Below are 22,518 nucleotides of genomic sequence, written 5' to 3' on the forward strand. Positions count from 1 at the left end.
GATAAATACTCTAAAATTGTCTCAATATTTGAAAAATTCTCTCGCACAGAAAGAACGAATAGAAATCTTAGATGTACTCGAAACATTAATATCAGGTGTAGAATAATCCGCTCCCTTGATAAAACTATTGGTTTAAATCGAAAGAGATTCATGCCAGATAGTGAAGTCCATCCTCAATGTGCCTGTCCTAGCTTGAGTAATCTAATCTAGGGCATAATCATGAGGTTATGTCAAAAAGGAGATCGCCTTCAAAAGATGCAAAATGCGTGGAATGTTCACACTAGAAACATTTAGTAACATAATGGTAAGTCGAATGCCTAAATAGGGCACGTGCAGTTTAATAAGGGAGGCTGTCCCGATAGGGGTATTTTAGCTGATATTCAGAAAAAAATAAAACGCAAGAATGTTGTTAAATCAACATTCTTGCGTTTTTGGATTGACAGTTTTGATTCGAAATCGACTTCTGAGACAGTCCCATCATTATCTTTTTTCCTAAGTTTCAAAGAGTATTAATCGAACATAGTCACCTTACTCCATATTAATGTAGTTGGAGAACTTTAAAATTGCTTCTTTTTTAGCTTTTTTCGTAGCATGTGCATAAATGTTCATAGTCGTATTTACATCTGTATGACCTAAACGATCTTGTACTTCCGTCACATTTGCACTGGCTTCCAAAAGCAATGAACAATGTGTATGACGTAGACCATGCGTGGTAATCGTGGCTAACTTATACTTTTTTTGAATGTATATAAGCCATTTACGAAGCTTTGTTGGTTGTATGAACTCATTTTTTTCATTGCTAAAAACTAGTTGCTTAGGTTTATCGGTATTAATGCCTAACTTTAGATAATCTTGCTGCTGTTTTTTCTTCCACTCTTTTAAAACAGCCATTGTATTGTCATCCATCTCAATTGTGCGAGATAAACCTGTTTTAGGAGGTTTTATATAAAGTTTGTTATTCTTACCAATGGAAAGAGCCTTGTTGATGCGTATTTCATTCGTTGTGAAATCCAAGTCATTCCAGGTAAGAGCCAATGCTTCGCCTCTACGCATTCCAGTGAAAGCAAGTAAGAGGAAGAGAGCAAAAACTTTGAAATTATTTTCAAGTCTTAAACATGCTAGGAACTCTTTAAGCTGCTCACGTGTGTAGAAGTTCCTTACTTTATCTTCAACTACTTCTATATACTTCTTAGAAATGTTTGTAGGCAAATCTACATGTGTAAACGGATTTGTTTGTATATAGCCACGCTTAATTGCAAAGTCCAAGACCTTAGCAGCATAAGATTTTACGATGCGAAACTTTTTTAATTTGGACGCCCATTCATCCACATGTTTCTGACATATATCGACATGAATCTTATCAATTTTATAAGTACCCATTGCAGGTAAAATATGATTTTTAAAGATGCTAATTGTTTTTACATAAGTGCTTTCCTCTACTCTCTTCTCATACTGTTTTACCCATAATTCGTATATTTCTAGATATGTTTCTGCACGTTTTTGGTGGTACGAACCGTTTGCAACAGCTAACTTAATACGAGCTAATGCTAATTCCGCTTGCTTACGTGTTTTAAAGCCACGTTTCGTTGTACGCTTTTGTTTACCTGTTAGTTGATCAATACCTAAATAAGCTGGAAACTCATATCGTAATTCCCCGTTGCTTTTAAGGGTGTAGCTTTTGATAGGTGTTACTTTTTTCTTTGCCATAATAATTCCTCCTATTTTCATTGTGGGTATAGAATATAAAAGGAAAGGATCATTCGACTAGTATCATAATAATCGACACGCAATAAATCCTCTCCATTTCGTTTATTAAAAACTATAACTCTCTAAAAAGCTGTCAATTTCTTTACGCGATACCCTCTTAATGCCTTCTATCTCTGAAACTTTCAATCCCATCAATCGGAATTTTGAAAAAGTGTTATAAGATACGCCAGCATACTTGGCACCGTTGGCGAGTGTCATCCATTCGCTAATTGGAACAGAATGTTTCGGTGAATGAGATTCTTGGTTTCCAGAACTCATGATCAATTCTTCCATTTTGTTTATACTTTCGGTTAGCCTTTCATAGTCTTTGTTCATTAAAACTTGTCCTATTTGTCGGGTTAATTGTTCGTAAACCCATACGATTTCGTTTTGCCAATCTGTCTTGTCAATAGCAGGTGTGGAAAAAGTTGTCATTATTATCACTCTCTTTCGTAATGTTTTAACAATGCATCATAGTAGAATAAGGAATGCTTTAATCGGAAAAGTAAGTCGTATGATGTTGAACCGATCAATTTGTTCTTTCTGTTCGTAAATCCATATGATTCTTTTTGCTAATCTTTCATTCCTATAACATGTGTGGAAACGTTCATGGTTGTTGTCACTCTCTTTCAAAATGTTTTAACAATGCAGCATAGTAGAAGAATGATTACTTTAATCGGAAAAGCAAGTCGTATGATGTTGAACTGATCATTTTGTTTTTTTTGTTCGTAAACCCATATGATTTCTTTTTGTGAATCTATCATTTCTATAACATGTGTGGAAACGTTCATGGTTGTTGTCACTCTCTTTCAAATTGTTTTAACAATGCATCATAGTAGAAGAATGATTACTTCAATCGGAAATGCTAGTCGTATGATGTTGAACAGATCATTTTGTCCTTTCTGTTCGTAAACCCATACGATTTCTTTTTGCAAATCTGTCTTTCTAATAACATGTGTGTAAACACCTGACATTGTTATCACTCACTTTCATAATGCTTTAACAATGCATCATAGTTAAAGAGTTATTACTTTATTCGTAAAAGGTAGGTCGGATGCTGTCGAATAAATCATTATTTCCTTTATTGAAGGGAAGTATCTACAAATGTAAATTAAAGGTTCGGCTAATTTAGACCATAAATTAAATGTTTAAGAATAGAATGAAGGTATATAGAAAAATAGTGGTTTAGATACATAATCAGTAAGCAATTTTAAAGAGTTACAAATAGTAGGGTGATTCGCGTAACTTTATCAACAAAAACCTATATCAGACGTGGCTTAGCATAGGATTCTGATTGCCTTACGGTTAGAAGCTAATGGGCATTTATGTTCTCACTCATCACTCAATTTCAACCTCATCTATTTCTCAGAACCAATTACAATTGCTAATAGATTCACCCATTTCATCTATTCTCCTCTTAACATGACAAGGTCGGTTCTCTTCACAAGAATTCTAGAGAAATTTCATTCTCAAGTCTTAGACATGTAGAAAGGAATTAACTATGCCTGAGTGACATATAACGAAGCAAGCCATAAGATTTGGAGGAGAAATGGATGATTGATACATTTGAATTATCTTGGAAGCTGAGATATGAACAGCGAGAATATTTGGAGGAACACATGGGAATAAAATTAAAGGAGTTAGCGGTAGCAACACGAGTTAGAAACGATGGCATAACATACAAAGCATTCGATTCAAAATATGGAGCTTACGTCAAGATTACAATAAGTCTTCCTCGACTACTGTCCAAGGGAGTAGTTACGGACGAAGATTACACGAAGGTAGAGAGACAAATTATTAACGAACTAACCTTTTATTTTGGTGATCAAAACATGTTTCAAGAACACAGTTTAACTCGGTTAGACTATCGTATTGATTGCCGAAATATACCAAAAATCCTTCGAAGACTGTATATTAACATATTTGATAAAGCAAAGGATCGATATTATAGGATGGTGAAAATCGGTATAATAACTAAAGGAAGAGTGAAATCAAAATACGATACCGGAAGCGTGCATAAGTGTAAATCAATAGAAATTGCCCTTTACGACAAGGAGGCAGAGAGAGAAGAGAAAAAGGAAGAAATAAAACCGTGGGAAGAAGGAGTTATAAGGTTTGAAGTACGATTGAAGAGAGATCATCTCAAGAATAAGAAAAGAACAGGAGTTGACAATAAACTCATAGATTATTGGTCATCAAAGAGGTGCAAGGAATATGTAGAGAAATATTTGCTGAGTGTATACTACAGCGAGGATTACTATACCCTGGATGCAGCAAAAAAAATAATCTATGGGTCTGTAAAGACAAATGTGAAAAAAGAAAAGCTAGTAGCATTTATTAGTTTGCTTTCAAAAGGTAACTATAATTCTCTTTTGAAGAAACATAGTATTTCAACAGTTCGCTCTCGCCTAAAAGAACTTTCTGAGTTAGGGATAAACCCGGTTATCATACCCGAGAAATATGCGAGAGGATTTAGTTCACTTCCGAACATAATAGAGAAAGAGCTACAAGCAATGTAATATATAGAAAAGTTCACATTCCAAAAAATGTTTAGGATGTGAATTACATAGTTTATCAATCTATTGACAAACTTATTTTGTAACAATTAATATATAAATAAGTACCCAAATATTGGAGAGAGGAGGATTTAGTATGATGAGGCGTAGGCGAACACCTTATAAATTTTTAAGAAAAAAAACCGACACACCCATTTGCATAGGGATAGTGTTGGTTTTTTTGTTGCCTACAGTCAACATAAATTAAGGTATGTTGACAATAGATAATGACAAACAAAGTGTAATTCCATAGTTAGGAAAGATGCTGATGAAAGGAGTCCTTGATAAATGTCAATTGGTGTGAAAGTAATTGTTACACAGAATGATAATTCTGCTTTTGATACAGATGAGTATGTAGTTGATATCAACAGGAAGTTCGGAGGCCATGAGAAGGGAGATATTGTAATAATAGGATCACCTTTAAGTCATTCGCACGATGTTCCACTAGAACTTGAATTAGCTATAAGAATTGATGGAACTATAATATTTCGTGGTTGGAGATTTGTTGATCCCCAATTAGCCTCCAGATATTTCAGATATTTTAACTTTAAAGAACTTATTGGCATCCAGGATGGACCAGAAATTACTCCTACACCAGCACAATGTGAGACTGTAGCAGGATTGTTTAGTAAACGGATTAGATTTGAAGGTTTAAGATTATATCTCGGACGGAGAATTTGTAAAATCTGCCCATTTGATATTGATGTGGAAAGTAAAAAGGTTGGAAGACAATTATATTATTGAACTTTTGCTAAATTAGATGAAAAACAGAAGAAATGTGTTGGGATAACGGGCTACGAAAAAAATATAGCTAAGGAAAGTAGGGATATATATGAAAAAAACAGCAGCTAATGTAACAAGACCAAAAAGTTGGAGGACCCCCTTAAAAACAACCCAATTTAAGGGTGAAATGAAGATGGAAAGAGAAAATGCTAAATTATTGGAAATAACACTAGCTCGAAAAGAAAATAAATGATAATGTATTTCGATTTTAACATAATAAAGACCCTTTTATAGGGTCTCTATACCTTTTTTATATATAATGCCATCCATGGTTCCCATAAATCTTGCTTTGGGAGATCAGGTATTAAGTTTTGATGATAAGTACTCATGAGATAGTGAAGTATTTTACTAGCCTCCACTTCAAGTATTCTATCTTTATCGGATGAGAATATCGTATTCTTGTTTGGACAGTAATTATGAATTGCAGTATTAGACTCACTTGCATACGTCCAAATGAATTTGATTTTTGATATAGATGCATAATTTATCCACTTTAGGTTGCGGTAACCGTATTCTAAGTTAAGTTCGGAAACGCTACTAGTACCAGAAAAACGCAAGTGGTGAAATGGAGATAAATGTCGATTGGTTGCAATCTTTAATAAAAAATATATTTGAGCAATCATATAACCTATTTTATCCGCTATCCCTTCAATAAAACGCAATTTTTCATACTCTGTTGCTTTACTAGCAGGGTTTCCCTTACTGTTAGGGGCAAAAGTTATTAAACAGACAGCTGCAGCCCAAATATCAAACCGTGTAAGTTTGTGTTGAAGTTCTTTTAAAGATACTTCGTCTTCTGCATCAAAATGAATATTTTGTTGTAAGTAAGATGCAATATTTCTTTCTATCGATTTTTCAAGGTTTGTCTTTGTCATATACGAGTACTCCTTTAGTTTTGATATAGCATCGTATACAAAAGAAAAAATTATATTCATCTACTCAATCTTTATGAAGTCTTACCTACAGAAAAACTATGGTAAACGTGTCGAACGACAAAGAAAAATGGAATAGTTATCATAGATTTGAATATGATAAAGCAACAAACCTAAAGGAGATAGTTATATGAAACAGCAAGAATTTTTGAAGATGGAGGAAGAGGAAAGAGTAAGTTTTATTAACCAGTTGTTAGTAGATACAAATGCTTCCAAGCTGGCAGATATTTCAAAGGAAGTCGGAATGAGTCCTTCATCTTTTAGTAAAAAAATGTCCGAGGGAGCTTACATGTACTCAAGATCTATGAAGCAATACGTCCCAAAAGGTAAAAGTAACAATTCAGTATCTACAGAAGAAGTTATTAATTTCATCAAGGAGAACTTTCAAGATCTAAAAGGACTAATCGAGCGAGGGAAAAATATTGAGGAAGATGTATTAGTATTATCCCCAGAGGTAATTGTAAAAGGAGACAACATAGTTAAGAACATTCGAATTCCTAAGTATGTAAATGATCAATTCGCAAAACTTTGTGAAGACAAATTTTCTTATTTGAAACTTCAGGATATACAAGCCCAAGCCCTGTGGGATTTCGTCAAGCGTTTTAAATAGCAAAACAGAAACCCCTCTAATTAGGGGTTTTATTAATATATGTGCTTGGTAATCTCTTGCTTCTGTTTACTTCCTAACTAGATTAGAATAATAAATCTCCAACAGAATAGAATAACTGAATAATAAAACAGGAGGGGTTACATGAATCTAAATCAAATGGAGCGTTTCTTTGAAGCAAAAGGCAGTATGACGGCAATTGAGTTCGTTAGCATCGAATACTACTGTATTAGTGCAACTTTAGAACTGGCATTAGAGGCATTTCAGGACTTGAAGTATAAGTTTTACCAAGAAAATTATGCGGAAGAGACTGCTTATAATGAGTGGTGGCATAGAAATATCAATCAGATAGCTATCTGTTTAGCGTACAATATGGTGTTAAATCTAAAGGAGGAAAATGGCGACATCTTAAAGCATTTCTATGGAAGTAACAAGTCGAACGAAATTACTTGTGCAAAGTTTGGTTTATCAGCAGAAGAACTATTTGAAATACGCTATGCTTTTTGTAGCAATTTAGCTAGTAAACTTTGGTATGGGAATAAGTCCATTCCTGAATCTTGTGAAATAGGTTTTCCTTACTTTCACCCTGAGCCATGGTAATAGAATACTCCTCACCTGACTTCCCAGTTTATGTGGAGTCAGGTTTTTTTGATGCTATTCAATAGAACTGTTTCTAGTTAAAGGTTGTGTTCGGAAGTAAACCGTACCTTTCTATATAATAGGTTTTCATGTGGATATTAACATCAGAATTAAAGGCTAGATTGATATCGTGTGGAAATGTCAAAAATTAAAAGAAAAGATTTCCACCAATGACTCTTTAATGTTGTCTCCAAACCGGTCTCGCCTATGGTAATATTAAGGGGAAGAACTATATCTTAGAGCATCATATGGAGGAAAAACACATGGCACAACTAAGCCTACAAGAACTAGAATCTCATTTATGGAAATCTGCAGACATTTTACGTGGTTCTGTGGATTCTAGTGACTATAAAAGCTACATTTTTGGATTACTTTTCTTAAAAAGACTAAGTGACGTATTTGAGGAACATAGACATGAAATATTAAAAGAACACGGAGATGAAATTGGACAAATACTTGCGACTGATCAAGATCAATATCAATTCTTCGTACCAGAAGCTGCTCGTTGGGAAGCAATACGAAAACATGCTGAAAATATTGGTTCTGCAATCAATGTTGCTTTCGAATCATTAGAAAATGAAAATGTGACGCTAGAAGGAGTTCTTACCCCAATTGATTTCAACCGTAAAGAAGTATTAACAGACAGTGTTTTACAGCGATTGCTACAACACTTTGCTTTATTGGATTTAAGCAATGCAAACCTTTCAGAACCTGATATGTTAGGTCGAGCTTACGAGTACCTGATTAAGATGTTTGCAGACGATGCAGGTAAAAAAGGTGGAGAATTCTACACACCTACTAAAGTGGTTGAGCTAATTGTTAAATTAATCAAACCTCAAGAAGGAATGCGAGTATACGATCCAACTTGTGGGTCGGGGGGAATGTTAATTCAATCCGTCGATTATGTAAAATCACAAGGTGGAAAACCACAATCACTCTCTTTATTTGGGCAAGAGAAAAACTTAGGTACATGGTCCATTGCTAAAATGAACCTGCTTTTACACAATCTTCCTGACCATCGTATCGAAAAAGGAGATACGATACGTCAACCAAAACTAGTAGAAGACGGAGAAATCATGCTTTTTGACCGAGTAATTGCCAATCCACCATTTTCATTAAAGGAATGGGGCCGAGAGGAAGCAGAGCATGATCCATATGGTCGTTTTCAATTTGGTATTCCACCAAAAAACGCTGGAGACTACGCTTTTGTACAGCATATGATTGCATCCTTAAAAGCCGATGGAGTAGCAGGAGTTGTGATGCCTCATGGCATTCTATTCCGTGGTGGAGCAGAAGGTAAAATTCGTCAAGGATTATTAGAGAGTGATTTTATAGAAGCTGTTGTAGGACTACCTTCGAACCTTTTCTATGGTACAGGAATTCCAGCGTGTATTTTAGTATTCAATCGAAATAAAGAACTAAAACGCAAGGGCAATGTTCTATTCATCGCCGCAGAAACAGAGTTTCAAGAAGGTAAAAATCAAAACACCCTTCGTGATGAGGATGTAATAAAAATAGTTTCTGCTTTGAGTGCATATGTAGAAATTGAAAAATACGCAAGAGTAGTTTCAATAGAAGAAATACGGAACAATGATTACAACTTGAGTATTACGAGATATATTGATAAATCAGAGGAAGAAAAACAAGTAGATTTACAAGTAGTTATACAAGATATTTCAAACATAGAAAAAAAACACGAAAAAATCAAAATAAAGTTGAATGACTACCTACGTGAACTAGGATTAGGTGAGATATGATGGTGGAAGAGCGTGAAGGTTATAAAATAACTGAACTCGGTGAAATACCGGTTGAGTGGGAGATAAAAAGGTTAGAGGATGTTGTTTTGATATTAGATGGGAAGAGAAAACCCATTAAGAAAAATGATAGAAAACAAGGTGAAATCCCATATTATGGTGCAACAGGGATAATCGACTGGGTTAAGGATTATATTTTTAATGAGCCTCTCATTTTAGTTGGGGAAGATGGTGAAAATCTAAGATCACGAGTACTTCCAATGGCTTTTAAAGTTTCGGGAAAGACATGGGTGAATAATCATGCACATGTATTAAAACCTTCAGACGAAGCAAATATTGACTATCTTACATACCACTTAGAATCACTTAATTATGAAGACTACATTACTGGGAGTGCACAGCCAAAGTTAAATCAAGCACAACTAAGGAAAATAATAATCTTACTCCCTTCCATAGAAGAACAACAAAAAATAGCTAAGGTTCTTTCAACAGTCGATGAGCAAGTAGATAATACACAGCATCTAATTGAAAAAGCAAAAGAGCTGAAAAAGGGTTTAATGCAGCAATTGCTAACAAAAGGTATCGGCCATACAAAATATAAACAAACAGAGCTTGGAGAAATTCCAGCAGAATGGAAACTAGTTTCCTTAGAAAGTATTTCGGAGAAAATTACTTACGGCTTTACTAACCCTATGCCTACAACAGTAGAAGGACCATTTATGATAACTGCTAAGGATATTAAAAAAGGAAGAATTAATTATGATACAGCTCGCAAGACGGATCTTATAAAATTTAATTCAGAATTAACGGAAAAAAGTAAACCGAGGTTAAATGATATATTAATTACAAAAGACGGAACTCTCGGTAGAATGGCTATAGTAGATACTGAAGATATTTGTATCAATCAATCGGTAGCATCAATAAGCTTAAAAAATAATGAAGTTGATGTAAAATATTTATTTTATCTTTTATCATCACCTAAAATTCAAAGTAGAATTCTACTTGACGCTGGTGGATCAACAATAAAACATATTTATATTAGCAAACTAGCAAAAATGGAAATTTTCATAGCTAACTCAATTGAAGAACAACAAAAAATTGCTTTAATACTTTCAACAGTTGACGAACAAATTGAAAGCTATGTACAAGAAAAAGCTAAATATAAAGAGCTTAAGAAAGGTTTAATGAAACAATTATTTACAGGTCAATTACGAGTGAAGCTGTAAGCCTTCGCTCTCTATGTAGGAGGTGAGTTGAAATGAATCCTTTAGAATATTTAGAAGTGGAGCTGCCTTTTATTGAGCAGTTGAAAAGTTATGGATATATGCATATGGAAGGACCTCGGTTGGAACAGGATCGTTCTTCGAGAGCAAGTATAGTGTTGGAGAAGCGTTTTGCGGATATAATCCGTAAGTTCAATCCTTGGATGGATGAACACAATGTAGAGAAAGTCGTAAAGCAATTTGTTTCTCCTCAAGTAGAGGGTGTTTGGCACGCAAATAAACTGATCTTTGATTGGTTATTTGGACAAGGTATTTCTGTTTTGCAAGATGTTGGTACTGGGAAGAAAAATCAGACAGTGAAATTGTTTGATTTTGACCAAGTGGAAGAAAATGAGTTCCTTGTCGTTAATCAGTTGAGTATAGAAAATGCTGCTGGTACGATACGTCCTGATATTCTTTTGTACATAAATGGGCTCCCTCTTGTATTGATTGAATGTAAAAGCCCAAAGCTACAAGTGGATAAACAGTTACCCGAAGGTGTTCGTCAATTTGAACGCTATATGGACACAAATGGAAAGCTCTTTTGGTATAACCAAATACTAATTGTCACGAGCCGAGATCGGGCTCGAGTTGGAACTGTATTCGGTAAAGCACAGCATTACGGACTATGGAAAGATCCATATCCATTAACTTTGGAGGATGTTGGAACTACTCGCTCGCAAGATGTATTAGTCGCAGGGATGCTTCGCAAAGAAGCGATATTAGATTTAATGAGAAACTTCATTGTTTTTGATGGAAAAGTGAAAAAGTTAGCCCGTTACCAACAATATCGTGCGGTAAACAAAGCAATTGAACGTATTATAAATGAAAGTAAACCTGTACTTCGTGGTGGGGTTGTTTGGCATACACAAGGCTCTGGAAAGTCATTAACAATGGTCTATTTAGCTATGAAATTACGCCGCCAAACTAAATTAGAAAATCCCATGATTGTCATCGTAACAGACCGTCAAGATTTAGATGAACAAATAACAACTACCTTCTCACAGTCAGGTTTTCCAAACCCAACCCAAGCTAGTTCGGTTGCGGACTTAAAACAGCAATTGGCAAAAGGTTCTGGAAGCACTGTCATGACGCTCATCCAAAAGTTCCAAGGAGACGATGAGAAAGCTTTTCCTATCATTTCAGTGTCAGAGAATATTATTGTGATGACAGATGAATCACATCGTTCGCAGTATAAAGGTCTTGCTCTGAATATGAGGAAAGCTATGCCGAATGCGACGTTTATCGGATTTACAGGTACGCCAATTGATAAGGAAAAGCGATCCACTACAGGGAAGTTTGGTTCATATATTGATAAATATACAATTGAACAAGCGGTAGAAGACGGTGCTACTGTGGCAATCTATTATGAGTCACGTTTACCGAATCTTCATGTCAAAGGTGATTCCTTGGATGAATTATTTGCACGTTCCTTCCACGAGTACGATGAAGATGCGAGAGAAAAAATCAAACAAAAATATGTTAATGATCAGTTGCTATTGACTGCACCAGAACGAATGCGAGAGATTGCGTTAGATATTGTACGTCATTTTGAAAGTAAAATATTAATTAATGGATATAAAGCTCAAGTGGTTGCAGTATCTCGTTATGCAGCAGTTCAATATAAGAAGTTAATTGATGAGTATGCAGCAGGACAGTTTGAAACAGCCGTTATCTTCTCTGCTGGCCAAAATGATTCAGAAGAAATGCGTGTGCATCATGTTTCGAAAGAAGAAGAAAAGCTTCTTATTGCACGCTTTAAAAAGCCCTTAGCTGAAGATAAACTTGCCATGCTCATTGTTTGTGATAAATTGCTGACTGGCTTCGATGCTCCTATTGAACAAGCGATGTACTTAGACAAACCCTTAAGAGAGCATAATTTATTGCAAGCAATTGCTAGAACGAACCGTAAGTATGACGCAAATAAGTCATATGGATTGATTGTTGATTATTTTGGTGTCTCACGCTTTCTAGATCAAGCACTAGAGATTTTTAGTGCAAATGATATTCAAGGTGCACTAAAATCAGTTGATGATGAGCTACCTAGATTAGAACAACGCCACCGCACGGCAATGCGTTATTTCGATGGGTTAAAGGCGACTCAGTTAGAAGAAAGTATATTAAGACTTATCGATGAAGATATTCGTGCAGACTTTGATGTATCCTATAAACGATTTGCGGAGAGTATGGATAAAGTATTACCTAGCCCTAAGGCAGAGAAGTTTGTTGGAGACTTGAAACGTCTTGGTGCAATTAGACAATTGGCTAAATCACGTTTTTCTATTGATGATGGAATGGACATATCCGATTGCGGCGAAAAAGTTAGACAATTAGTTCACAATTATCTCCATTCTGAAGGCATTGATGCAAGAGATCCTGTTTCGATTTTAGATGTTTCCTTTAAAGAAGAAATAGAGAAAAATACAAAGCCTGAAACAAAAGCTGCACAGATGGAACATGCGATTAATAAAGAGATTTCTGTGCGAATTGATGAAGATAAAGTATTTTACACCTCATTAAAACAAAAAGTAGAAGAATTGTTAGAACGTTATAAAGAACGTCAAATGACTATTTTTGAACTGTTAGAAAAGCTGGAAGAAATGCGTGAAGAACTAGTAGGAAAAGTGAATGGGCAAACTAAAAGCGGTTTATCCTACATGCAAGAACCCTATTATAACAAGTTACAAGAAGTATACGAGGATCGTGCTGAGTATGAATTAAAAGAAGTAGCAGTAAAGGTGCAACAATTTATCGAAGAAACGGTTACTCCAATCAGTGACTGGGCATCCAAAACAGACTTCAAACGAAAACTAACCGCTGACTTAAAGATTAAGTTGCTAAAAGAAAAGATGTCTATGGGAGATGCCTCTATGCTTACAGGCTATTTCGTAGCACTTGCAGAAAATCAATACGGGAAGAAATAACCCCGAAACTAATAACGGCAAGTATCATCAATTAACTGATGTTACATGCCGTTTTGTTATATGTAAAGTGTTCTTCCATTTATTCTTAGCCATTCTTTCTTTTCTTCATAATTGGCCATTAGCATACTCAGAGTCTCCCAAAATTCATTTGAATGGTTCAGATGCTTTAAATGCACGAGCTCATGTGCTAATACATAATCGATTACTGATACAGGTGCTAGTAATAGTCGCCAGTTTATTAATACTTGCCCACCAGGCGTACAACTACCCCATCTTTGTTGTTGCTCCTTTATTTTCACTTCCACTGGTTGTTTGTTTAACTTAATGGTAAAACGCTCAATACGTGATTTTATAAAGTCTTCACCCTTTTCTCTAATCCATTGCTCATACAATGGAAATAAAGTATCTCTGTAGCTTTCTAAAGGCGTTCCGCAGGGTACTTGTCCAATAAATATTCCATGATGGAATCTAATAGAAGGAGTCAGTGTAGCTTCCACTATCTCTATTTTCAATCTATATTGTCTGCCTAAGTATGGTAACTTTTCTCCAGACAAAAATGAACGTTTGTAAATACCTTCATCCATTTCGCTAAAATGTTTTATTTGAGTACGAATCCATGGAGCTTTTTGGTACACCGTCGAATCTATTTTTTCTTGTGGTGTATTAGTTGGTGCTGTCACACTTACCCCGTTAGAATCTACCGCTATTGCAATTGTTTTCCTACGGTTACTATGCTTTAAATTATAAGGGATTCTATTCATACCGAATTGAATATAATTCATTCATAACCCCTCCTTAATCTCTTCTATACCAAGGATTAGTTTATATTCTATCATGAAGCCATTTTTATATAGGATACCTTAGTCTATCAATAGTTTGGAATAGGGCGGTTTAAGTAGGGGGCTATCCATAACTAATAATCAGGTAAAATTCCATCGTTAAATTATTTTAACTTCCCCTGGTACGCCTTTATTCTCTTTAAAGCTTCACTATTTTCTTTTTCCATATGTGTTTAGCCTTTGAAATGAGCTATTTAATATGATTCAATCCGTTAATTGCACTTATATGATTCCGTACTAAACCTACATTTTCTATGTACTTTCTGAGTTGGTAACTGTATGTATTTTAACATTTATTAACGCTTTTATCGACCACTTAAGGTTAAATAGTTCACGTGAGTAAAATATCCGAACTATTAGTACAGACGTTAATGGGGAACTTTTAGACACCGACTTGAAGAATAATTGTATGGGTTGGGTTATCACAGTACTCATATAAAGAAATAATATACTAAATTGCATAATACTGTTCAACAGGAATTAAAAAAGGACGATTTCCACAAAAATGGTGAACGTCCTTATTCAACTATAGAGTGCTTTACTTCAAGGAGAGCTAATGCCACTTTTTTTATATTAATTTATTTTTGGATATATATGTTAAAATGAAATAGAATATATTTCTCACTTTACGTGTATTTATAACTTTAAGGAGGTTGACAGATGAATCTTAGCTTTTTAAAACAAGATATAGTTAAAATTTGCAAAGAGTTGAACGAATTAGGAGAAGTAAGTTTTAAACATTCAATTCAATATGATGGTGTTTATATCCCTAAAGTATTTTTTAATAATGCAACTTATCAAAGTACCCTTGAAAAACTTATGAAAAATGAAGAACTTAGTAAACTATTATCTAATGCTATGATTGTAGGAACTTTTAATAAGCTAATAAAAAACCAGCTAAGTAACAGCAGCATACCTTTAACTGAAATTGTAAAAGAATTTGACAAGCTGGTAGAGAATATTATAATTTATAAAGTTTATGTACCTTTAAAGGGAATAGAGTTGTTTTCTGATAATGTAAACATTTCAGAAAAAGTGAAAATTATAAAACTTGATAGCCAAAATATTAACGAATACCTCCCCTATGTTGGTCAGGATGATGATATTAATTTATTATTACCTACAGCTTTAGAGGTGGAAATTTCTACAGCGGATTTTGAAAAAGCTATGGAACAATCTATTGATATTGGTAAGTACGTTGTTAATTTTTTAAGATTGGTAGATTACAATGGTTGGGATGAAGAAAACCTTTCTGTTAGGCTACCAGGATATGGATCAATTAAAGAGGGGCTGCGTGTTTTTACGGTAGATAGTGAAAAAAGAAATGGAACTCTATCTATGCAAACTAAAAATGACGATACTGAATTTCTTGAACTAGATGAAACGACTTTAGAGGATATGGGTAGACTTGGAAGTAATATGTTTGGAAAACTTATTGACAAATACTTAGAATTTCAATTATTGGACTTAGAGCAATCCATATTACGTTCTATTATTTGGTTTGGTGAATCTAAGGTTGAAGTAGATAATGTCGCTAGATTTATTAAATTAATGCTTTCAATTGAGTGCCTATTTAATACAAATAATTCTGATCCAATAACAGCTACCTTAAGAGATCGTATGGCATTTACATTGGCGAATACAAAGGAAGAAAGAATGGTTATTGCCAAAAAAATGAATGATTTGTACAATTTACGTTCAAAAATTGTACACCACGGTAATTCAAGGATAAAGTTATTAGATTTATTAAATTTAGAAAACTTAGCTGCTGATGCAATTGTTCAATTTCTAACGAATGAAAAATTATTAGAAATAAAAACCAAAAAAGAATTACAACAATACTTCGAGGAATTAAAATATACTTAATTCCATAGGTAACTTGAGTGTTATTAGGATGTAATGATTTTTTACTAACGGGTGCTTATTGAAATTGAGAGCTGATAATACAGCTCTTTTTCTTTCATCTAAAGCTACAGGTTAGGTAGGTAATCAAATAAAGAGTGGATAAGCCAAAAAAGTCTATATGACTCTTATGCATTATAGAAATGGAGATGATTTTATGTATTATCAAGATTCACTAGAATATAAATCTGAAAGAATCTATCATCATAAGACTAAAGAATATTTTAATGAAGTATTGAGTTCCTACCATAACGGAAACTATCGCTCAGCAGTAGTAATGCTATATTCTGTAGTAATTTGTGATCTTATTTATAAACTCCAAGAATTATCGGATCGCTATTCTGATACAACCGCTGTATCAATATTAACAAAAATTAAAGAGGAAAAAGAACAAGGTCCGACTAATCCTAAATGGGAAAAAACTCTGATTGATGAAGTTATAACAAGAACAAATTTACTGGAACCTCAAGATAAACTTAATTTAGCATATCTTAGAGATAATCGTCACCTTTCTGCACATCCTGTTCTAGACGAGTTAGATATGTTGGTAAAACCAAATAAGGAGACAGTTCGTGCAAATATAGCTAATATGTTAGACGGGCTGCTTTGCAAGTCACCTTTACTTTCCAATAAAATCATAAGTACTTTTCTAGCAGATTTGGTCTCAATTGACGGTCAATTAGTAAAGCAAATTGATTTGGAGAGATATTTAATCAGCAAGTATTTACATAAAATTAACAAGCCTACCGAACAGAAGCTTTTTAGAGATCTCTGGAAATTTGCCTTCAAATTAGATGATGCTCAAACTAATGAACACAGAACTATTATTTATAAAGCCTTGTTAGTTTTGTTCAATAAAGAACGAACATTCTTTGTGTCATTAATCCAGAGTGAAAAAAATTATTATAGCGATATTAATTTAGATAACCCTCAAATTCTCGATATAATGCTCAATTTTTGGTCACAATACCCAGCTACATATATACATATGGATGAAACGGTTAAAGTGATCATAGATAATAAAGTAAGAGAAAACTTTATATTATTTGCCAAAAGTGTTTTCTTATCAGACTCCTTACTAGAACATTTAGGCAAAATAAAAACTAGACTAGTAAGTGCAAGTTTTACAATACGTTTGAGAGATCCTGAAACAGAACTATTGTTTAATCTCTCCGAAGAACAAGGAGTAACAAAGGAATTTTTAGATCTCCTTATAATAAGTTTTAAAGAGAGTTCTAGTTTTATCGATGGAGATCTTAACTTCCGAGATTATATAATTCCTTATGGAAAAATATTTACTAAGGAACAATTTAAAGAAATTCTCACAGCAATTAATGAAAACAACCAACTTTATAGTAGACGGGATGCTAGAAAAGATAATCCCTTTTTAAAAGAAATGATTGATATGCATCCATTTAAAGATGAAATTGATTACTCTGAATACCCAAACTTTAGATTATAAGAAAAATAGGTGAGTAATAAATGGATGATCTAACCTACTCACTTATTGATTTAGAACTACCAGACGAGTTAAATAAATTAAGCAAATTAATCTGGTATAGTCATTCTGTTTTAAGGAAACTAACAGAAATGGAACCTATACACTTTGAAGAAATCACATAAGAAAGGAAGATTCAGTTAGTTGTGCAAGAAGAAACTTTATTATCCGTTAGCTGTAGAATTTATCTGTAATAAATAAAAGATATTGTTAGAGGGGTTCTTATGAGTAGTATTAGAGATCAAGTTATTATTGAAAGAATTAAAAGAATAAAAGAAGGAACAGATATTTACGGAGGTCCTACTCCATTTCAAGATTTACGAATAGTAGATAAGTATAAAGATGTACTAGATAGGAATGGTCTTTTAGAAGAGTTTAAAGGATTATTTGATGAAATAGAAAGTCATGGAAGTATGAAATCAACATTTGATAAGGAATATAGAGCCTCTAGAGGCAATGGTAATTATAAAGGTTTAACACCACCTAGAGCTACTATACTTTCAAGTGAATCTAAGGCTTCAAGACCACCTAGAGCGACTATACTTTCAAGTGAATCTAAGGCTTCAAGACCACCTAGAGCGACTATACTTTCAAGTGAATCTAAGGCTTCAAGACCACCTAGAGCGACTATACTTTCAAGTGAATCTAAGGCTTCAAGACCACCTAGAGCGACTATACTTTCAAGTGAATCTAAGGCTTCAAGACCACCTAGAGCGACTATACTTTCAAGTGAATCTAAGGCTTCAAGACCACCTAGTACTACTATACTTTCAAGTGAATCTAAAGCTATAAGTCCACCTAGAGTCACTATACTTTCTGCTGATCCAAGTGTAAGAAATACATTTACTAATTATACAACATATGTAAATTCTCACATAAGAAGAAATAAAAATGGCACCATATCTATAGTAAGGGGACATACAAGAAGAACTTAATCTCAAATTAAAGAGTAGCAACCATTTATTATTCTTTTGCAATTTCAAGACTATACTATACTCTTATTTATTCCACAGTTACGACATTCACTAAGAATAACCTTGGGGAACTCATTTGACGGTTCCTTCATTGCCTATAAGTTATTTATGTTAAGTTTGTGAAGAATTGTACTTAAACTAATAGATGTTTTAGTTCAATAAGAACAGAATAAAAGTATTGAATTGTTGTTTGGAAGTGAACAGGAGTGTAATGATTAAGTAAAAAAACATATAAGCTTATTTCGAAACCAATTGAAGAAATGAAAGGGGAGTGCTTGATGAATAAGAAAAAAAGTGATGAACAGATGAATACAATTATGGCAGCTAAAAAAGCTACAAGGAAAGAAAAAATTCAATCGAGTATTAAGAAAGCAGTGCACGCTAACGGGAAAGCTTTAGAGAAACTTAGTAAGAATTAATTAATAAAACCAACAGAAACAGAAATAGGGTATCTCTCACAATTTGAATAACTTTTATGACATTGTTCTAATGTCTGTGTCCTTATAGAGGAATTTGTTTCATTCTACGTTTTCTTTGTTCTGAAAGGGTGTTCCGCTCAATTTAAGCTATTAATATGTATGCAGTCTAAACGTATAAATAGAGCTCAAATTTCGCAATAAATGAGCTCTTGTATATTTGTTAATTAATTATTTTTGCCTCTTAAATTACTATGGTGAACCGTACTAAAGGGATTTTATTATCTCTTTTTATCGCTAATAATGTAAAGTAAAAAATAAAAAAGAACTTTGCCCCCACAACGTAATTTTTATCGAACGTAGTCAAACACGTAGTCAAACAATTTTAATAATAGCTTTAACCCCTTGTAAACACTGCTATTACAGCACTTTTAGGTGATGGTGGTTCGACTCCCGCCGTCTCCATTTTTAGAAATCATTGGATTACAATAGATGTCAAAACCCTTGATATGATAGGGTTTTGACATTTTTAATCCATTAATTCAAAAAGGTGTAGTCTTCTCATAAGGAGAAGACTACACCTTTTTAGTTAACTCTATAAACAAAAAAACATTTGCCTAGCCTTCCATATAACAAGAAAAAGGCAGGCATTTACCAAAACCTAATTGTAATACAGGTTTTCAGTCGGATATACCGGATCATTGGTAATGTCGATTCCAAGCTTTTTAAAGGTCTGTTCATTTTCTCTATTCATTATAACCGTAGAATGAGCTTGTGTGTCTTTTAAATTTGGCATCTGCTTATAAGCCAACTCAGAAGTAGGGTTGGTGACCGCACTGATTGCCAGTGCAATCAGCACTTCATTGGCGCTTAGTGTCGGGACTCGACTGTTCAAATCATCGGTTTTTAACCGTTGAATCGTCTGCAAAATCATCGGTGACAACAAATCAATTTCATCGGCAATATTGGCCAATTTCTTCAACCCATTCAGAATCGCGGCTGCCGAAGCATCCATCAAAGTTGTCGTTCGACCGGTAATCATCGCGCCATTTGGTAGTTCTATCGCAATTATGGCTTGCAGATTCGTGCTGTCAATTCTCTCTTGGATTGCTTTCGCATAATTACGGGCCGGCAATACAGGTACCCGATCCTCTTTCTTTAAGTCAGTCTCTTCCAAAATCACTTGCATATGGCGTACACTATCTTCATCGGCAAGCCCTTTTTTATAGTCGTTCTCTACGCTGAAACTTCGCCGAATGATTTCCTGCCTGGCAGCTTCCTGCACGACCATATCGTCGGTGATACCCGATTTCAGACGATTAACACCCATATCGGTTGGTGAGCGGTAAACAGACTCTTTACCAGTAATCCTTTCAATAATCCGTTTGATGACAGGAAACGTCTCCATATCACGATTGTAATTGATCGCTACTGTCCCGTATGCTTCATAGTGATAATTGTCAATCATATTCACGTCTTTCAAATCGACGGTAGCCGCTTCATAAGCGATGTTTACCGGGTGCTTTAACGGCAAGTTCCAAACGGGAAAAGTTTCAAACTTGGCATAGCCGACTTTATTTCCCAGTTTATTCTCGTGGTACATTTGGTTAAGGCATGTTGCAAGCTTACCGCTGGCCGGCCCAGGTGCCGTTACTACCACGATTGGCTTTGTCGTTTTAATATAGGGATTCATCGCAAATCCCTCCTCGCCAATGACCGCGTCCACATTTGTGGGATAACCTTTGATTTCACTGTGGGTGTAGACGCTAATTCCGCTTCTCTCAAGCTTGCTCATAAATACTTTGGCAGTTGGCTGTCCTTGATAACGAGTGAGCAACACACTGTTGACAGAAATGCCATATGCCCGATATTCATCGATTAAGCGCAAGACATCTTGGTCATAAGTGATACCGTAATCTTCACGGACTTTGTTCCGCTCGATGTCTCCAGCGTACACACAGATGATGATTTCCGCATTTTCTTTCAGTGTATTCAATAATTTGATCTTCGCATCTTCATCAAATCCAGGCAAGACACGCTTGGCATGTTTGTCACCAATCAATTTTCCGCCAAATTCCAAGTAAAGTTTATCATACTGTTGCACCCGTTCTAGGATGTAGGCAGATTGTTCTTGCAAATATTTCTCCGAATCAAATCCGACTTTTTTCATTTAATTTCCGCCCGCCTTCTATACTCTAAGCATTCTCATAAACGATAGATTATAACACATTAAGAGAGAATACTAACTAAATTACATCTTTTATCATTATAAAGCTTTTAAAAAAATAGACAAAGGAAAACTGGTCAAACCGTTTTAGTGATTGGTTATTCTAATAGGTACATTGACCTTAATATGAATGTATCCAACCAAAATAACGGAATTTGGGCATGAGGAGTTGCCCTGCTTAACCTTTTTATAGTTCAGCATTCCGAAACTCAAAAAGTTAATCAATTCTTTAACCCTCCTAAATGGATTAGCCTTTGTGAATTGGTTACCATCTAAAGAATGAAGAAACATAGTTAGAAAGTAGAAAAAGTATTGCCAGTAATAAGATTGGACACCGATAAGTTATGGAATGGAAGTAGTTTTTAAACAAATGCCAAATGTAGCTTGTTGGTAATAGACCACGTACTTTACAAAAGCTATAAATATATATTTAAGCAATTTGTTCAATACAATGGGTTGGTATTTATAGAAGAAATCAATTCAGATAGTATTTTTAATTACTTGGAAAATCTCGATGTTTCACTGCAAACAAAAAAATCCGTACTAGGAAAGCTTTTATAACAATTGGATATAAGGAAATTTGGAAGAGCATACATATCAAAATTGAGAAGGAAGTAAAATCATCCGCTAAACAATGTGATAATCAAGAGGTGTTTCATTTGATAGAAAAATCTACCCAATAGTAATAGGAAGAGAATTTGATTATGAGATGAATCGCGTGTATGTATATTTGGAGCATCTATCAATTGATTCATCTGATGAATACGATTTAAAAGCTTATGTAGATAGTTACTTAAGTCATGATTGGGGTTGTTCTTATTATGGCTTTGAGAAATAGTAAAGATTATTCTACTTCCAGCACTCTCATAAGTTTGGGGTGTTTTTATTTTAGCCAAATTTCACACCATAGGAGCTGTTGTAACCGTCAAGTGAAAACACATACAGTTTTGCTCGTTTGAAATGAACTTCATGTATCCTTTAAGTTAAAACATTTTGTTGCACTAACTAGCTCTGTGATCTGTTACGCATCACCTCAAAAAAATAAGCCATGCTTACACGTAGGTAAGCATGGCTTATTTAATGGTTAGATACTTATGCCAAGTGAAACCAGTAAGTAGTTTAGTGATACGATTGCAACAGAGATGTGTAACAACACGGTTAACCAATTCTTATGTGTCCCTTGAAAGTCTTGCACTAGCATAGCTACTGACCATATGAAAATAAATAGGTAAGCAAGCTGTAATAGTATAGCTGGTAACATTAAAAAACCTCCCTTTCCATATTATATGAAATAAACAAGAGAAGGATGCCAGTGGAAAACGAGTGAAGAGGCTGTTGAAAAGAACTTAGAGAAGATGAAGGAAGAATTAGGGGATAAATACTATACATCAAAAATTAACTAAAAATGATGAGAAGTATCCTGTGGAGAAGTCATTCGGGACTCTAGGGGTTCTTCTTCA

General features: G+C 34.5%; 22 protein-coding genes. 14 read left to right on the forward strand and 8 right to left on the reverse strand.

All coding sequences use genetic code 11. The features are described 5' to 3' along the window. Positions 1 to 528 precede the first annotated feature (528 nt). From BM260_RS12500 to BM260_RS18460, 4 genes are all read right to left on the reverse strand, one after another. The gene (locus tag BM260_RS12500; protein WP_093537687.1) at positions 529 to 1,707 is read right to left on the reverse strand and encodes a site-specific integrase; all 1,179 of its coding nucleotides are present in this window, start codon (positions 1,705 to 1,707) and stop codon (positions 529 to 531) included. 105 nt (positions 1,708 to 1,812) lie between these two features. Beyond that, positions 1,813 to 2,181 (reverse strand): hypothetical protein, encoded by a 369-nt coding sequence (locus tag BM260_RS12505; RefSeq protein ID WP_245762725.1) that lies wholly within the window; start codon positions 2,179 to 2,181, stop codon positions 1,813 to 1,815. A 194-nt stretch (positions 2,182 to 2,375) separates the two neighbouring features. After that, positions 2,376 to 2,549 carry a hypothetical protein gene (locus BM260_RS18455; RefSeq protein WP_175496286.1) on the reverse strand — a complete coding sequence of 58 codons (174 nt, stop codon included), beginning with the start codon at positions 2,547 to 2,549 and terminating at the stop codon, positions 2,376 to 2,378. 27 nt (positions 2,550 to 2,576) lie between these two features. Continuing rightward, positions 2,577 to 2,720: a hypothetical protein gene (locus BM260_RS18460; protein WP_175496287.1), complete on the reverse strand. Its 144-nt coding sequence runs from the start codon at positions 2,718 to 2,720 to the stop codon at positions 2,577 to 2,579. Positions 2,721 to 3,299: 579 nt separating this feature from the next. Here BM260_RS18460 and BM260_RS12510 point away from each other — a divergent pair. From BM260_RS12510 to BM260_RS18465, 3 genes are all read left to right on the forward strand, one after another. Next, a complete protein-coding gene (locus tag BM260_RS12510) occupies positions 3,300 to 4,265 on the forward strand; it encodes a hypothetical protein (RefSeq protein WP_093537688.1) in 966 nt (321 codons plus the stop codon). A 324-nt stretch (positions 4,266 to 4,589) separates the two neighbouring features. Beyond that, a complete protein-coding gene (locus tag BM260_RS12515; protein WP_093537689.1) occupies positions 4,590 to 5,045 on the forward strand; it encodes a hypothetical protein in 456 nt (151 codons plus the stop codon). Between the two features lie 88 nt (positions 5,046 to 5,133). Then, the gene (locus tag BM260_RS18465) at positions 5,134 to 5,277 is read left to right on the forward strand and encodes a hypothetical protein (RefSeq protein ID WP_175496288.1); all 144 of its coding nucleotides are present in this window, start codon (positions 5,134 to 5,136) and stop codon (positions 5,275 to 5,277) included. A gap of 46 nt (positions 5,278 to 5,323) precedes the next feature. Here BM260_RS18465 and BM260_RS12520 read toward each other — a convergent pair whose 3' ends face one another. Then, a complete protein-coding gene (locus tag BM260_RS12520; RefSeq protein ID WP_093537690.1) occupies positions 5,324 to 5,959 on the reverse strand; it encodes a hypothetical protein in 636 nt (211 codons plus the stop codon). A 187-nt stretch (positions 5,960 to 6,146) separates the two neighbouring features. Between BM260_RS12520 and BM260_RS12525 the strand changes: the two genes are divergently transcribed. The 5 genes from BM260_RS12525 (at position 6,147) to BM260_RS12545 (ending at position 13,202) form a co-directional block, all read left to right on the forward strand. After that, positions 6,147 to 6,626, forward strand: a complete 480-nt coding sequence (locus BM260_RS12525; RefSeq protein ID WP_093537691.1) for a hypothetical protein — start codon at positions 6,147 to 6,149, stop codon at positions 6,624 to 6,626. A gap of 141 nt (positions 6,627 to 6,767) precedes the next feature. Further along, a complete protein-coding gene (locus BM260_RS12530) occupies positions 6,768 to 7,223 on the forward strand; it encodes a hypothetical protein (protein WP_093537692.1) in 456 nt (151 codons plus the stop codon). A gap of 302 nt (positions 7,224 to 7,525) precedes the next feature. Continuing rightward, positions 7,526 to 9,019, forward strand: a complete 1,494-nt coding sequence (locus BM260_RS12535; protein ID WP_093537693.1) for a type I restriction-modification system subunit M — start codon at positions 7,526 to 7,528, stop codon at positions 9,017 to 9,019. Positions 9,020 to 9,021: 2 nt separating this feature from the next. Further along, positions 9,022 to 10,242, forward strand: coding sequence for a restriction endonuclease subunit S (locus BM260_RS12540; RefSeq protein ID WP_175496289.1), 1,221 nt, complete (start codon positions 9,022 to 9,024; stop codon positions 10,240 to 10,242). Between the two features lie 32 nt (positions 10,243 to 10,274). Continuing rightward, positions 10,275 to 13,202: a type I restriction endonuclease subunit R gene (locus BM260_RS12545; RefSeq protein ID WP_093537695.1), complete on the forward strand. Its 2,928-nt coding sequence runs from the start codon at positions 10,275 to 10,277 to the stop codon at positions 13,200 to 13,202. A 56-nt stretch (positions 13,203 to 13,258) separates the two neighbouring features. Here BM260_RS12545 and BM260_RS12550 read toward each other — a convergent pair whose 3' ends face one another. After that, entirely contained in the window at positions 13,259 to 13,984 is a 726-nt protein-coding gene (locus BM260_RS12550; protein ID WP_093537696.1) for a M48 family metallopeptidase, read from the reverse strand. 717 nt (positions 13,985 to 14,701) lie between these two features. On the opposite strand from BM260_RS12550, the gene BM260_RS12555 reads away from it, so the two are divergent. The 5 genes from BM260_RS12555 to BM260_RS18475 all read left to right on the forward strand — a co-directional run bounded on the left by BM260_RS12555 (position 14,702) and on the right by BM260_RS18475 (position 18,834). Then, positions 14,702 to 15,907 (forward strand): HEPN domain-containing protein, encoded by a 1,206-nt coding sequence (locus BM260_RS12555; protein ID WP_093537697.1) that lies wholly within the window; start codon positions 14,702 to 14,704, stop codon positions 15,905 to 15,907. 193 nt (positions 15,908 to 16,100) lie between these two features. Continuing rightward, entirely contained in the window at positions 16,101 to 17,405 is a 1,305-nt protein-coding gene (locus BM260_RS12560) for a hypothetical protein (RefSeq protein ID WP_093537698.1), read from the forward strand. A 20-nt stretch (positions 17,406 to 17,425) separates the two neighbouring features. After that, on the forward strand, positions 17,426 to 17,566 hold the full coding sequence (locus BM260_RS18470) for a hypothetical protein (RefSeq protein WP_175496290.1): 141 nt from the start codon (positions 17,426 to 17,428) through the stop codon (positions 17,564 to 17,566). A gap of 99 nt (positions 17,567 to 17,665) precedes the next feature. Continuing rightward, positions 17,666 to 18,376 (forward strand): hypothetical protein, encoded by a 711-nt coding sequence (locus BM260_RS18215; protein WP_139219923.1) that lies wholly within the window; start codon positions 17,666 to 17,668, stop codon positions 18,374 to 18,376. A 317-nt stretch (positions 18,377 to 18,693) separates the two neighbouring features. Further along, entirely contained in the window at positions 18,694 to 18,834 is a 141-nt protein-coding gene (locus tag BM260_RS18475) for a hypothetical protein (RefSeq protein WP_175496291.1), read from the forward strand. Positions 18,835 to 19,492: 658 nt separating this feature from the next. Here the strand turns inward: BM260_RS18475 and BM260_RS12570 are convergent. Beyond that, positions 19,493 to 21,001 carry a DUF1846 domain-containing protein gene (locus BM260_RS12570; protein ID WP_093537700.1) on the reverse strand — a complete coding sequence of 503 codons (1,509 nt, stop codon included), beginning with the start codon at positions 20,999 to 21,001 and terminating at the stop codon, positions 19,493 to 19,495. 766 nt (positions 21,002 to 21,767) lie between these two features. On the opposite strand from BM260_RS12570, the gene BM260_RS18800 reads away from it, so the two are divergent. Next, the gene (locus tag BM260_RS18800; protein WP_281249754.1) at positions 21,768 to 21,896 is read left to right on the forward strand and encodes a hypothetical protein; all 129 of its coding nucleotides are present in this window, start codon (positions 21,768 to 21,770) and stop codon (positions 21,894 to 21,896) included. 246 nt (positions 21,897 to 22,142) lie between these two features. On the opposite strand, the gene BM260_RS18480 is transcribed toward BM260_RS18800, so the two are convergent. After that, a complete protein-coding gene (locus BM260_RS18480) occupies positions 22,143 to 22,319 on the reverse strand; it encodes a hypothetical protein (protein ID WP_175496292.1) in 177 nt (58 codons plus the stop codon). Positions 22,320 to 22,518: the final 199 nt, after the last annotated feature.

It is taken from the genome of Psychrobacillus psychrotolerans, assembly GCF_900115805.1.
Taxonomy (GTDB): Bacteria; Bacillota; Bacilli; order Bacillales_A; family Planococcaceae; genus Psychrobacillus; species Psychrobacillus psychrotolerans.

Coding starts and splice junctions, on each gene's coding strand:
- BM260_RS12500 (WP_093537687.1), bottom strand. CDS start 1,707: ATGGCAAAGAAAAAAGTAACACCTATCAAAAGCTACACCCTTAAAAGC.
- BM260_RS12505 (WP_245762725.1), bottom strand. CDS start 2,181: ATGACAACTTTTTCCACACCTGCTATTGACAAGACAGATTGGCAAAAC.
- BM260_RS18460 (WP_175496287.1), bottom strand. CDS start 2,720: ATGTCAGGTGTTTACACACATGTTATTAGAAAGACAGATTTGCAAAAA.
- BM260_RS12510 (WP_093537688.1), top strand. CDS start 3,300: ATGATTGATACATTTGAATTATCTTGGAAGCTGAGATATGAACAGCGA.
- BM260_RS12515 (WP_093537689.1), top strand. CDS start 4,590: ATGTCAATTGGTGTGAAAGTAATTGTTACACAGAATGATAATTCTGCT.
- BM260_RS18465 (WP_175496288.1), top strand. CDS start 5,134: ATGAAAAAAACAGCAGCTAATGTAACAAGACCAAAAAGTTGGAGGACC.
- BM260_RS12520 (WP_093537690.1), bottom strand. CDS start 5,959: ATGACAAAGACAAACCTTGAAAAATCGATAGAAAGAAATATTGCATCT.
- BM260_RS12525 (WP_093537691.1), top strand. CDS start 6,147: ATGAAACAGCAAGAATTTTTGAAGATGGAGGAAGAGGAAAGAGTAAGT.
- BM260_RS12530 (WP_093537692.1), top strand. CDS start 6,768: ATGAATCTAAATCAAATGGAGCGTTTCTTTGAAGCAAAAGGCAGTATG.
- BM260_RS12535 (WP_093537693.1), top strand. CDS start 7,526: ATGGCACAACTAAGCCTACAAGAACTAGAATCTCATTTATGGAAATCT.
- BM260_RS12545 (WP_093537695.1), top strand. CDS start 10,275: ATGAATCCTTTAGAATATTTAGAAGTGGAGCTGCCTTTTATTGAGCAG.
- BM260_RS12550 (WP_093537696.1), bottom strand. CDS start 13,984: ATGAATTATATTCAATTCGGTATGAATAGAATCCCTTATAATTTAAAG.
- BM260_RS12555 (WP_093537697.1), top strand. CDS start 14,702: ATGAATCTTAGCTTTTTAAAACAAGATATAGTTAAAATTTGCAAAGAG.
- BM260_RS12560 (WP_093537698.1), top strand. CDS start 16,101: ATGTATTATCAAGATTCACTAGAATATAAATCTGAAAGAATCTATCAT.
- BM260_RS18470 (WP_175496290.1), top strand. CDS start 17,426: ATGGATGATCTAACCTACTCACTTATTGATTTAGAACTACCAGACGAG.
- BM260_RS18215 (WP_139219923.1), top strand. CDS start 17,666: ATGAGTAGTATTAGAGATCAAGTTATTATTGAAAGAATTAAAAGAATA.
- BM260_RS18475 (WP_175496291.1), top strand. CDS start 18,694: ATGAATAAGAAAAAAAGTGATGAACAGATGAATACAATTATGGCAGCT.
- BM260_RS12570 (WP_093537700.1), bottom strand. CDS start 21,001: ATGAAAAAAGTCGGATTTGATTCGGAGAAATATTTGCAAGAACAATCT.
- BM260_RS18800 (WP_281249754.1), top strand. CDS start 21,768: ATGAATCGCGTGTATGTATATTTGGAGCATCTATCAATTGATTCATCT.
- BM260_RS18480 (WP_175496292.1), bottom strand. CDS start 22,319: ATGTTACCAGCTATACTATTACAGCTTGCTTACCTATTTATTTTCATA.